The sequence below is a fragment of the Candidatus Hydrogenedentota bacterium genome, assembly GCA_019695095.1.
GTDB lineage: Bacteria > Hydrogenedentota > Hydrogenedentia > Hydrogenedentales > SLHB01 > JAIBAQ01.
The window spans coordinates 1-9731 of record JAIBAQ010000209.1 but is presented as its reverse complement, the minus strand read 5'-3'; the positions used below and the strand labels follow the sequence as shown (position 1 = coordinate 9731).

At 59.9% G+C, this 9731-nt stretch carries 22 protein-coding genes; all 22 read right to left on the bottom strand.

Annotated features, from left to right (window positions below; all coding sequences use genetic code 11):
- The coding region (locus K1Y02_22670; protein MBX7259184.1) for a preprotein translocase subunit SecY at nucleotides 1–227 on the bottom strand (227 nt) is incomplete at its 3' end.
- A gap of 81 nt (nucleotides 228–308) precedes the next feature.
- Nucleotides 309–815 carry a 50S ribosomal protein L15 gene (gene rplO, locus K1Y02_22665; GenBank protein ID MBX7259183.1) on the bottom strand — a complete coding sequence of 169 codons (507 nt, stop codon included), beginning with the start codon at nucleotides 813–815 and terminating at the stop codon, nucleotides 309–311.
- A 55-nt stretch (nucleotides 816–870) separates the two neighbouring features.
- Nucleotides 871–1410: a 30S ribosomal protein S5 gene (rpsE, locus tag K1Y02_22660; protein ID MBX7259182.1), complete on the bottom strand. Its 540-nt coding sequence runs from the start codon at nucleotides 1408–1410 to the stop codon at nucleotides 871–873.
- A 47-nt stretch (nucleotides 1411–1457) separates the two neighbouring features.
- Nucleotides 1458–1811 carry a 50S ribosomal protein L18 gene (gene rplR, locus K1Y02_22655; GenBank protein MBX7259181.1) on the bottom strand — a complete coding sequence of 118 codons (354 nt, stop codon included), beginning with the start codon at nucleotides 1809–1811 and terminating at the stop codon, nucleotides 1458–1460.
- Nucleotides 1812–1844: 33 nt separating this feature from the next.
- On the bottom strand, nucleotides 1845–2384 hold the full coding sequence (gene rplF, locus K1Y02_22650) for a 50S ribosomal protein L6 (GenBank protein ID MBX7259180.1): 540 nt from the start codon (nucleotides 2382–2384) through the stop codon (nucleotides 1845–1847).
- Between the two features lie 34 nt (nucleotides 2385–2418).
- Complete coding sequence (gene rpsH / locus K1Y02_22645; GenBank protein ID MBX7259179.1) at nucleotides 2419–2817, bottom strand: 30S ribosomal protein S8; 399 nt, start codon at nucleotides 2815–2817, stop codon at nucleotides 2419–2421.
- 40 nt (nucleotides 2818–2857) lie between these two features.
- Nucleotides 2858–3043 (bottom strand): type Z 30S ribosomal protein S14, encoded by a 186-nt coding sequence (locus K1Y02_22640; protein MBX7259178.1) that lies wholly within the window; start codon nucleotides 3041–3043, stop codon nucleotides 2858–2860.
- Between the two features lie 41 nt (nucleotides 3044–3084).
- Nucleotides 3085–3630 carry a 50S ribosomal protein L5 gene (gene rplE / locus K1Y02_22635; protein MBX7259177.1) on the bottom strand — a complete coding sequence of 182 codons (546 nt, stop codon included), beginning with the start codon at nucleotides 3628–3630 and terminating at the stop codon, nucleotides 3085–3087.
- An 80-nt stretch (nucleotides 3631–3710) separates the two neighbouring features.
- Nucleotides 3711–4025: a 50S ribosomal protein L24 gene (gene rplX / locus K1Y02_22630; protein MBX7259176.1), complete on the bottom strand. Its 315-nt coding sequence runs from the start codon at nucleotides 4023–4025 to the stop codon at nucleotides 3711–3713.
- Between the two features lie 12 nt (nucleotides 4026–4037).
- On the bottom strand, nucleotides 4038–4406 hold the full coding sequence (gene rplN / locus K1Y02_22625; GenBank protein MBX7259175.1) for a 50S ribosomal protein L14: 369 nt from the start codon (nucleotides 4404–4406) through the stop codon (nucleotides 4038–4040).
- Nucleotides 4407–4427: 21 nt separating this feature from the next.
- Nucleotides 4428–4685, bottom strand: coding sequence for a 30S ribosomal protein S17 (gene rpsQ, locus K1Y02_22620; GenBank protein ID MBX7259174.1), 258 nt, complete (start codon nucleotides 4683–4685; stop codon nucleotides 4428–4430).
- Nucleotides 4686–4687: 2 nt separating this feature from the next.
- Nucleotides 4688–4876: a 50S ribosomal protein L29 gene (gene rpmC / locus K1Y02_22615; GenBank protein ID MBX7259173.1), complete on the bottom strand. Its 189-nt coding sequence runs from the start codon at nucleotides 4874–4876 to the stop codon at nucleotides 4688–4690.
- Between the two features lie 40 nt (nucleotides 4877–4916).
- Entirely contained in the window at nucleotides 4917–5324 is a 408-nt protein-coding gene (rplP, locus tag K1Y02_22610; protein MBX7259172.1) for a 50S ribosomal protein L16, read from the bottom strand.
- 18 nt (nucleotides 5325–5342) lie between these two features.
- Nucleotides 5343–6053: a 30S ribosomal protein S3 gene (gene rpsC / locus K1Y02_22605; GenBank protein MBX7259171.1), complete on the bottom strand. Its 711-nt coding sequence runs from the start codon at nucleotides 6051–6053 to the stop codon at nucleotides 5343–5345.
- Between the two features lie 48 nt (nucleotides 6054–6101).
- Nucleotides 6102–6452 (bottom strand): 50S ribosomal protein L22, encoded by a 351-nt coding sequence (gene rplV / locus K1Y02_22600; protein ID MBX7259170.1) that lies wholly within the window; start codon nucleotides 6450–6452, stop codon nucleotides 6102–6104.
- Nucleotides 6452–6745, bottom strand: coding sequence for a 30S ribosomal protein S19 (gene rpsS, locus K1Y02_22595; protein ID MBX7259169.1), 294 nt, complete (start codon nucleotides 6743–6745; stop codon nucleotides 6452–6454). The genes rplV and rpsS overlap by 1 nt, the downstream gene beginning before the upstream one ends.
- A 28-nt stretch (nucleotides 6746–6773) precedes the next feature.
- Entirely contained in the window at nucleotides 6774–7598 is an 825-nt protein-coding gene (gene rplB / locus K1Y02_22590) for a 50S ribosomal protein L2 (GenBank protein MBX7259168.1), read from the bottom strand.
- Nucleotides 7599–7619: 21 nt separating this feature from the next.
- Nucleotides 7620–7907 carry a 50S ribosomal protein L23 gene (gene rplW / locus K1Y02_22585; protein MBX7259167.1) on the bottom strand — a complete coding sequence of 96 codons (288 nt, stop codon included), beginning with the start codon at nucleotides 7905–7907 and terminating at the stop codon, nucleotides 7620–7622.
- Nucleotides 7904–8533, bottom strand: a complete 630-nt coding sequence (gene rplD / locus K1Y02_22580) for a 50S ribosomal protein L4 (GenBank protein MBX7259166.1) — start codon at nucleotides 8531–8533, stop codon at nucleotides 7904–7906. Before rplD ends, rplW begins: the two co-directional genes overlap by 4 nt.
- 2 nt (nucleotides 8534–8535) lie before the next feature.
- Nucleotides 8536–9171 (bottom strand): 50S ribosomal protein L3, encoded by a 636-nt coding sequence (rplC, locus tag K1Y02_22575; GenBank protein ID MBX7259165.1) that lies wholly within the window; start codon nucleotides 9169–9171, stop codon nucleotides 8536–8538.
- 41 nt (nucleotides 9172–9212) lie between these two features.
- Entirely contained in the window at nucleotides 9213–9524 is a 312-nt protein-coding gene (rpsJ, locus tag K1Y02_22570) for a 30S ribosomal protein S10 (GenBank protein ID MBX7259164.1), read from the bottom strand.
- 79 nt (nucleotides 9525–9603) lie between these two features.
- The coding region (gene tuf, locus K1Y02_22565; GenBank protein ID MBX7259163.1) for an elongation factor Tu at nucleotides 9604–9731 on the bottom strand (128 nt) is incomplete at its 5' end.

Here is a 9731-nt window from a genome sequence, read left to right as displayed (position 1 = left end):
TTCTCCAGAGCAGGCACTACGACGACCAGAAGCTGGATAATAATGGACGCGCTGATATACGGCATGATGCCGAGGGCAAAAATCGTCGCCCGTTCGAAGGCGCCGCCCGTGAACATGTCGTAGAATCCCAACAGACCGCCTTGAGCGCCTTCCAAAGCCTCGCGAAGGGCGTCGCTGTTTACACCGGGAGTAGGCACGTGCGCACCCAACCGATACACCGCCAGCATGATCAGCGTGAACGTAATACGCTGGCGCAGTTCGGGAATGCGAAATGCGTTCCGTAAGGCTTCGAACGCCTGATTCACAGACTAGGCCTCCTTCGCTTCTGACTTCGGCTTTGCTGCAGCGGCGCGCTTGCGCGGGGCCGCGACGGCGATGATCTCGACAGTTCCGCCGGCGGCTTCAATCTTCTGGCGTGCGCCCAGGCTCACGCGCCCGGCCACAACCTTGAGTTTCTTGTTGAGCTCGCCGCGCCCAAGAATCTTGATGACGCCCTTCTTGGGATCGGCAAGGCCCTTCGCCTCGAGCGATTCGGGCGACACCTCGGCGCCGTCGTCGAAAACCTTGCCCAAGGTGTCCACGTTGACGATGGTCGAGGGAATGCGATTCTCGTGATAGAACCCGCGCTTCGGCAACCGGCGGCTGAGGGTGGTCTGGCCCCCTTCAAATCCCGGCCGCTTCGTACCACCGGAACGGGCGCGCTGTCCTTTGTGGCCTTTTCCCGAGGTCTTGCCAAGGCCGGATCCTGGGCCGCGTCCAACGCGCTTACGCGTCTTGCGTGCTCCTGGGCTCGATTTCAGTCTGCTTAAGTCCATGATATGTTCCTCGTCTAGGGTGGAGCGGTTTCGCCGCTACCCTACGCCTTCCCCCTTAGAGCACCGACGCTACCGGCAGATTCCGCAACGTGGCGATTTCTTCGGCGGTCTTGAGCTGCCGGAGTCCATCCATCGTCGCCCACACCACGTTCGTGGCGTTGTTCGAACCGAGCGACTTTGTGAGAATATTCTGAATTCCCGCCGCTTCAACCACGGCGCGAACCGGTCCACCTGCTACTACACCTGTACCCAGAGAAGCCGGCTTCAACAAAACGACTGCCGACCCGGAGCGGCCGTGCACTTCGTGCGGCACGGTCGTGCTGACCACCGGCACGGTGATCATGTTGCGCTTTGCCCGGTCAATCGCCTTGCGGATAGCATCAGGCACTTCCCGCGCTTTGCCCATCGCGGCGCCGACGTGGCCTTTGCCATCGCCAACCACCACTATCGCGCTGAAGCGGAAGTTACGACCGCCCTTGACGACTTTCGCCACGCGGTAGATCTTCACGACCGACTCGATAAGAGACGATTCCTGCTGTTCCGCTTTGGGTCGCCGTTCGGAGCGCCCTTCCCGTTTGCCCTGCGCCGTGCTCAAGCCTGATTCTCCTCAATGCCTTTAGTTGGCGGTGTTGCCGTCGTCGCCTAGAACTCTAATCCAGCTTCGCGAGCCGCGTCGGCCAACGCCTTGATGCGGCCATGGAACAGTCGACCGTTACGGTCAAAGCACACCTTCTTTATCGAGGCGCTCAACGCCTTTTCGGCGATCGCTTTGCCTACGGCCTTGGCGGCGTCCACGTTGCCGCCCGTGATCTTCAACGCCACCGACGATTCGCTGGTCAAGGTCTTGCCAGCCGTATCGTCGACGATCTGCGCGTAAATGTGCTTTAGCGAGCGGCGAACTGTAAGCCGCGGCATCTCGGACGTGCCGGACACTTTCTTGCGCACGCGGTTACGCCGGCGTTCAAGCTTGTACTGTTTACGGAAATGCCTTTCCATCTCTAAGGTGCTCCTGCCGTACCTGCGCTGCGACTACTTGCCGCCGGCCTTACCGACCTTGCGACGAATGCGTTCGTTCTCGTAGCGAATTCCCTTGCCTTTATACGGTTCGGGCTTGCGCCACTTGCGCACGTCTGCCGCCACTTGGCCGACTTGTTCTTTGTCAATACCTTCAATCTTTATGGTCTGGGTTCCGTCCACGGAGAACGTAATTCCCTTAGGCGGCTCCACGGTTATCGGGTGGCTGTATCCCAACGAAAGCGCAAGAGCATTGCCCTGCATGGCCGCACGGTAGCCTACGCCCGTGATCTGCAGCACGCGCGCGTACCCTGCCGTGACGCCCGTCACCATGTTCTGAATCAGCGCACGGGTAAGCCCGTGCAACGCCCGAATGCGAGGTTCGTTGGACGGACGCGTCACCGCGATCTGCGACCCGTCTATCGCTACGGACACTTCGCCGCTCAAATCGCGTTCGAGGCTGCCCTTCGGTCCCGTCACCTTAAGTCGCGTTCCACTCAGCTCGCACTTCACGCCAGCCGGAATGACGACCGGAAGTTTTCCAATTCTAGACACCGTTCCCGTTCCTTTCGTGGTTCTCGCGAGTTGCTTACCAAACCTCGCAGAGAACTTCTCCGCCGAGCTTGTTGTGCCGGGCTTCTTTCCCCGTCATCACGCCTTTCGACGTGCTCATGATGGAGATGCCCAATCCACTGCGCACCGGCCGAATATCGTCGCACTGCACATACACGCGCAGGCTGGGTTTGCTCACGCGCTTGATACCCTGAATCACCGGTTTGCGGTTCGGCTCGTATTTCAGCGTCACCTGGAGAACGCCCTGGTGCTCGCCTTCCACGAGCTTGTATTCTTCGATATAGCCTTCTTGCTTCAACACGGCGCATACGCGTTCTTTCAACGTCGACGCAGGGATATCTACCCGCGCCTGTTTCCCTTGAAGGGCGTTGCGCATCCGCGTCAGCATGTCCGCTATCGGGTCGCTCATCGACATGGATCTAATTTCCTTCTCGTGTTCCCGCCGGTTCCCGCGCTTACCAACTCGACTTCGTCACACCCGGCAACTGACCTTCGAGCGCCAGTTTCCGGAAACATATGCGGCAAATACCGAACTTGCGCATATACGAACGGGGGCGTCCGCACAGTTTGCAGCGGTGGTACGCCCGCACCTGAAATTTCGGCTTGCGCGAGCTCTTTACGATCAACGACTTCTTCGCCACGGTTCTCTCCTGAGGCCACCCAGGCCTCTGCTCGTTTCACGTTAGGTCCGGAACGGGAATCCAAAGTGCCGCAGCAATTCGCGGCTCTCTTCTTGCGTTGCGGCTCTCTTCAGCACAAAGGTCACGTTCATGCCGCGTACCCGCGTGACCGAGTCCATGTTCACTTCCGGGAAAATCGTCTGTTCCTTGAGTCCCAGCGTATAGTTCCCGAACTTGTCGAACGCGCGCGGCGACACTCCGCGAAAGTCGCGGATACGCGGGATCGCGATGTTCAACAACCGGTCCATGAATTCGTACATGCGTTGGCCGCGCAACGTCACCATGCAGCCGACCGTCGCGCCTTCGCGTACTTTGAAGCTGGCGATCGATTTGCGCGCCTTGCGAATGCACGGCTTCTGCCCGGAGATCTGGGTCAGCTCGGCAATCGCGCTCTCCAGCAAGCGCGCATCGCTTTGGGCATCGCCTACGCCCATGTTGATAACGATCTTCTCCAGTCGCGGCACCTGCATGGGGCTCGAATAGCTGAACTTCTTCAGCATCGCAGGATGGACTGTCTTCTGGTAAAACTCATGAAGTCTAGCGGCCACGGTTATTCCTCTCGCTTTGGAGCGTCCCGCTTCACTCGTGTTTCGTACGGGATCGCGCCAAAATAGCCTCTATTGTCAACTTAATCGTTCAGGGTCTCGCCGTTCACCTTGTAGACGCGAACCCGGGATCCGTCTTCCAAACGCTTCACAACTACTTTCGAGGGCTTGCCGGCGGTCTCGCACCAGGCCATCACGTTGGATGCGTGAATCGGCGCTTCGCGTTCGACAATGCCACCCTGCTGATTTCGCGACGACGGACGGGTGTGGCGCTTGATCATCTGTACGCCTTCCACAACTACCCGGTTCGTCTTCGTCAGGACGCGAAGCACGCGGCCCCGGCGGCCCTTATATTTGCCCGTGATAACCACCACGGTATCGCCTTTACGAATGTTCATGGTCGCGCCCCTCTATACGACTTCCGGCGCCAGCGAAATGATCCGCATGAAGCCTTTTTCGCGAAGTTCGCGCGGCACCGGTCCGAAAATGCGGGTCCCACGCGGTTCGTTGTTCGGGTTAATGATCACCGCCGCGTTCGAATCGAACCGAATCGTGGTTCCGTCCGGCCGCTGCGTATCCTGCTTCGTGCGAACGATGACGGCCTTCACCACATCGCCCTTTTTCACCCCCGAGTTCGGCAGCGCTTCGCGCACCGACGCCGTGATGATATCGCCAACGTGACCGTAGCGGCGTCTCGTTCCACCCATCACCTGGATGCAACGGAGCCGGCGCGCGCCGGTGTTGTCGGCCACTTCGAGATTGCTGTAAATCTGAATCATGACGCCAACCCTTCCACGCGCTTAGTCGGCCCGCTTCACGATTTCGACCAGCCGCCAGCGCTTGGTCTTGCTGAGCGGGCGGGTCTCACGGATGCGCACCAAATCCCCGACTTTGCACGAATTGTCTTTATCGTGCGCTTTAAACTTCTTGGTCTGCTTACTGCTCTTCTTGTAGAGGCGATGCTGCACCACACGCTCGACCGCGACCGTAATGGTCTTGTCCATGGCGGTGCTGGTCACCACGCCAACTCGCTCTTTTCCCGCGCCGTGTTCCTGCATGATCACTTCTTCGCCTCTTTCTTGGCGGCCAGCTCACGCTCCCGCATGATTGTCTTGATTCGAGCCACATCCCGGCGGGCCGTTCGAGCCCCACGGACATTGTCGACGGCGCCCGTTGCCATCTGGAAATGGAAGTTACGCAACGCTTCGCTGCGATCGCGAAGCTTCTGCTCCAGATCTTCTTTCTTCATTTCTCGTAGTTCGCTCGCCTTCACCGCTGAGTCTCCCGGGCTATACGCGCTTGACGAACTTCGTGGCGATGGGCAACTTCTGCCCTGCCAACCGGACCGCCTCGCGCGCCAATTCTTCCGTCACGCCTTCCAACTCGAACATCACGCGGCCCGGCTTGATGACCGCTACCCATTCTTCCGGAGCCCCTTTACCTTTACCCATGCGGGTTTCGGCCGGCTTCTTGGTGATGGGCTTGTCCGGGAATACCCGAATCCAAATCTTTCCGCCGCGTTTCACATGGCGGGTCAGCGCGATACGGGCCGCTTCAATCTGGCGCGCCGTAATCCAGCCGTCCGCCATCGACTTCAAACCGTATTCGCCGAAGTCTACCGCCGTGCCGCCCTTGCTATTGCCGGTGCGGCGGCCGCGATGCTGCTTACGGTGCTTTACTCGTTTCGGCATCAACATGGATGCTGCTCTCCTCCGTTACGAATTCGAGGTTCGCGACGGACGTTCGCGGTCCCGTCGTGCCTGAATGCCACGAGCTTCGGCCGGGCTCGCCACACGCCCGCCACGCTCGATGTCGTTGTGATAAATCCAGCATTTCACCCCAATCGTCCCGTACGTGGTGAATGCCGTGGCAAATCCATAGTCCACATCGGCGCGAAGCGTATGCAGGGGCACGCTGCCTTCGCGCGCTTGTTCCTGTCGCGCAATTTCAGCGCCGTTCAAACGGCCCGCAACGCGAAGACGAATCCCGCGCGCGCCCAGGCGCATCGTGTTCTGCACCGATTTCTTCATCGCGCGGCGGAACGAAACGCGGCGTTCCAGTTGCGACGCAATGCCTTCGGCGACGAGCTGGGCGTTCAATTCGGGGCTCATCACCTCGTGGATGTTGATGAGGAGTTCCCGGCCGGTCAGCTTCTCAAGCTCGAAGCGCAGTTTGTCCACCTCGGCTCCGCGCTGCCCGATCACCAACCCGGGGCGCGCCGTGTAAATGTGAACTTTCGCCTTTCGGCCCGCCCGCTCGATGTCGACTCGGGCGACGCCGGTGTGGTAAAGGCGCTTCTTGATGTAGTCCCGCAGTTTCAGGTCCTCGTGAAGCAACTCGGCATAGTTGCGCCCGGCGTACCAAATCGAACTCCACGTCCGAATCACGCCTAGCCGGAACCCCAGCGGATGTACCTTCTGACCCACCGATACTCTCCTTTTATACTCGCAGTTTCGCCGTTCAGGCCTCGTGCCTTACTTGTGCGCGATTATCATCTCAATGTGGCTCGAACGACGACGAATCTTGACGCCGCGGCTGCGCGGGGCCGACCGGTACCTGCGCATCGTGGGACCGCCGTTCACCAAAAGCTTCGTGATTATCATCTCGTCCGTATCGATCCGCTCGCGCCGTTCCGCGGCTTTGCTTTCCGCGTTGGCAACGGCCGCCGCCAATACCGTCGAGAGAAGCGGTGCGCCGCCCTTCACCGTGAACAGTAGAATGTTGCGCGCTTCCACAACTTTCTTGCCGCGAATCTGATCGGCAACGAGCCGCAGTTTACGAGGCGAAATGCGCAGATGACTTGCGCGTGCACTTGCCACCGCCATTACGCAGCACCCCCCTTGGCCTTCTCGGCTTTCTTCGCACCCGAGTGAGCACGGAACGTCCGCGTCGGCGAGAATTCGCCCAACTTATGGCCGACCATGTTCTCGGTGATGAACACCGGCAAGAACTTGTTGCCGTTGTGAACCGCTATCGTCAGCCCTACCATCTCCGGAATCACCGTCGACCGGCGAGACCACGTCTTGATGACGCGCTTATCCCCTGTGGACGAGTGCTTCTCCACCTTCTTCATGAGGTGCTCGTCGATGAATGGGCCTTTTTTCACTGACCGTGGCACGGTTGCGTTCTCCTGTCTCTATCGCTCGTTACTTCCGCCTGCGGATAATGAATATGTTGGAGCGCTTCTTCTTCGACCGGGTCTTGTGGCCTTTTGTCGAAACACCCCACGGAGTCACCGGGTGACGTCCACCCGACGTCCTGCCTTCACCACCGCCATGCGGGTGGTCGATCGGGTTCATTGCAACGCCGCGCACCTTCGGCCGCTTGCCGAGCCAACGCGTCCGGCCTGCCTTACCGATGCTGACGTTCAAATGCTCTTCATTGCCCACCTGTCCGATGGTGGCGCGGCACGTCAGCAGAACGCGCCGCATTTCGCCCGACGGCAAGCGAAGGGCCGCATACGTGCCTTCCTTCGCAAGCAACTGGCAGCCGTTACCCGCCGCGCGGGCCAACTGGCCGCCCTTGCCGGGCGTCAATTCCACGTTGTGTACGACCGTACCGAGCGGAATGTTGCTCAGGGGGAGCGTATTGCCCACCTGGAATTCCGCTCCGGCGCCGCTCATCAACGTCATCCCCACCGTCAAACCGGTCGGGGCAACGATGTAGCGGCGTTCGCCGTCTGCGTAGCAGATGAGCGCAATGCGCGCCGTGCGGTTCGGATCGTACTCGATCGCTTCAACTTTGCCCGGAATTCCGTCCTTCTCGCGACGGAAGTCCAAAATACGGTAGCGCCGTTTGTGGCCGCCGCCCCTGCGCCGCATCGTTACGCGGCCCAGGTTGTTGCGTCCCGAAATACGCCGCTTCGCGGACGTCAGATTCTTTTCCGGCGTGTCTTTCGTGATCTCGGCAAAGTCCGACACGCTCATACCGCGCATCGACGGCGTCACCGGCTTAAATTTCTTGATTCCCATCTGTTGCCGACTCCCGGTCCGTTAACCCATCAAATCGATGGCGTCGCCTTGCCGCAAGGTGACAATAGCCTTCTTCCAATTCGGCTTCCGGCCCACATAACGGCCGCGACGGCGCAGTTTGCCGTCGTAATTCATCGTGTTCACATCGACGACCTTCACCTTGAACATCGTCTCGATGGCATCGCGAATCTGATTCTTGTTCGCGCGAGGGTCTACGCTGAACACGTACTTGTTCTTCGTCGTCGTCTGAATCGTCGATTCTTCCGTCAGAATCGGCTTCTTCACAATGTAGAACGGATCCGTCTTCATGATTTCAGGCGCTCCTCGAGCTTGGCGACGGCATCCCGAAGGACTACGATACGCCCGGCATCCAACACATCCATCGCATTGAGGTCTCCCGCCGTGGCCACCTGCACGCGAGGCAGGTTGCGCGCGGAGAGAACCGCATTGCGATTCGCCTCGGCCGTCACGACCAGCGTCCGTTTGCCGTCCGGCGACAACTTGCCAACCATCTCCGCGACCAGCTTCGTCTTCGGCGTCTCAACCTGAAGGTTGTCGAGCACGCAAAGGTTTTCGCTCCGGACGCGGTCGCTCAAGGCGCAGCAGAGTGCTTTCCGCTTGAACGCTACCGGAACGTTTTGCCGGTAACTGCGCTTGTGAGGACCCCACACCACGCCGCCGTGCCGCATCTGCGGTTCGCGCGTGCTGCCGTGACGGGCGCTGCCGGTGCCTTTCTGGCGATACGGCTTCTTGCCACCGCCGCTGACGTCGCTGCGGCCCTTGGTCTCGGCGTTGCCTTGACGCTTGGCGGCCTGCAATGCCAGGACGACTTCATGCACCATCGTGGGGTTCATCTCGACGCCGAACACGGCATCGCTGAGCTCGACCGAACCGGCCTCACTCCCATCCATCCGATATACTTTTGCCGCAGGCATCGCTAGTTGGATCCTTTCACGGACTTCTTCACCACAACCAATCCGCCCGTCGGGCCGGGGACGCATCCCCGAACGACCAGGAGGTTCTTCTCTGGGTCAACCTTGACAATCTCAAGGTTCTGAATCGTTACGCGCTCGTTGCCCATGTGACCGGGAGCGCGAAGGCCTTTGATTACCTTCGACGGGTCGGCGCTGGAGCCAATCGAACCCGGCCGGCGATGGAACATCGAACCGTGCGTGCCCGGACCGCCGCCGAAGTTGTGGCGCTTGTGCACACCGGCAAACCCGCGCCCTTTCGACGTACCAGCCACGTCCACGTGGTCGCCAACCTTGAACAGGTCGGCCTTAATCTGATCGCCCGCCTTCAAGGGGTCTTCCGGTGCGACGCGGAACTCCCGCAACGTTTGCTGCGGTTCCACGTTCGCCTTCTTGAAGTGCCCCAAGTCCGGCTTGGCGCAGCGCGATTCTTTCTTCTTCCCAAACCCGACCTGAACGGCATCGTAGCCGTCGGTCTTCTGGGTCTTGCGCTGGACCACGGTGCACGGACCGGTCTCAAGTACCGTCACGTCCACCCAGCGCCCGTCTTCCGTGAAGACTCGGGTCATGCCCAGCTTCGTGCCTAGAATTCCCGTTTGCATTGCTCGGTTATCCCCGTTGCAGTAGCGGCTCTACGCGCCCTCTACTGCTTAATCTCCACGTCCACCCCAGCCGGCAAGTCGAGGCGCATGAGCGCGTCGACCGTCTGCGCGGTCGGGTTCACAATATCGAGCAACCTCTTGTGCGTACGCACTTCAAACTGCTCGCGCGATTTCTTATCGATGTGCGGCGACCGATTCACGGTGTATTTCGACATCGCGGTCGGCAGAGGAATTGGCCCATTGATACTGGCCCCGGTTCGTTGCGCGGCCGCTACGATCTCTTGCGTTGAAGCATCGAGCAAACGGTGATCGTAAGCTCTCAGCTTGATTCGAATCTTCTGGCTGTCCGCCATCGTTCTTTCTCCACCTTCCAGCGCGCTGTCCCGCTACGGGCGCCGCCTCGCACTTCCTACTTGGGTATCGTTGCTTGTCTTATTCGATGATTTTCGTGACGACGCCCGCGCCGACCGTACGGCCGCCTTCGCGTACCGCGAAGCGCAGGTTCTCGTTCATGGCGATCGGCGTAATCAGTTCCGCCGTGATGCGAATGTTGTCGCCCG

Bases quoted from the DNA above. Each gene is read 5' to 3' on its own strand.
- rpmC (MBX7259173.1), bottom strand. From the start codon at position 4,876: ATGAAGAAAGAAGATCTGGAGCAGAAGCTTCGCGATCGCAGCGAAGCG.
- rplO (MBX7259183.1), bottom strand. From the start codon at position 815: ATGGACTTAAGCAGACTGAAATCGAGCCCAGGAGCACGCAAGACGCGT.
- rplV (MBX7259170.1), bottom strand. From the start codon at position 6,452: ATGGCGGTGGCAAGTGCACGCGCAAGTCATCTGCGCATTTCGCCTCGT.
- rplR (MBX7259181.1), bottom strand. From the start codon at position 1,811: ATGGAAAGGCATTTCCGTAAACAGTACAAGCTTGAACGCCGGCGTAAC.
- rplB (MBX7259168.1), bottom strand. From the start codon at position 7,598: ATGGGAATCAAGAAATTTAAGCCGGTGACGCCGTCGATGCGCGGTATG.
- rplC (MBX7259165.1), bottom strand. From the start codon at position 9,171: ATGCAAACGGGAATTCTAGGCACGAAGCTGGGCATGACCCGAGTCTTC.
- rpsH (MBX7259179.1), bottom strand. From the start codon at position 2,817: ATGTCGATGAGCGACCCGATAGCGGACATGCTGACGCGGATGCGCAAC.
- rplN (MBX7259175.1), bottom strand. From the start codon at position 4,406: ATGATTCAGATTTACAGCAATCTCGAAGTGGCCGACAACACCGGCGCG.
- rplP (MBX7259172.1), bottom strand. From the start codon at position 5,324: ATGTTGATGCCGAAACGAGTAAAGCACCGTAAGCAGCATCGCGGCCGC.
- rplD (MBX7259166.1), bottom strand. From the start codon at position 8,533: ATGCCTGCGGCAAAAGTATATCGGATGGATGGGAGTGAGGCCGGTTCG.
- rpsJ (MBX7259164.1), bottom strand. From the start codon at position 9,524: ATGGCGGACAGCCAGAAGATTCGAATCAAGCTGAGAGCTTACGATCAC.
- rplW (MBX7259167.1), bottom strand. From the start codon at position 7,907: ATGAAGACGGATCCGTTCTACATTGTGAAGAAGCCGATTCTGACGGAA.
- rplX (MBX7259176.1), bottom strand. From the start codon at position 4,025: ATGAACATTCGTAAAGGCGATACCGTGGTGGTTATCACGGGCAAATAT.
- rpsQ (MBX7259174.1), bottom strand. From the start codon at position 4,685: ATGCAGGAACACGGCGCGGGAAAAGAGCGAGTTGGCGTGGTGACCAGC.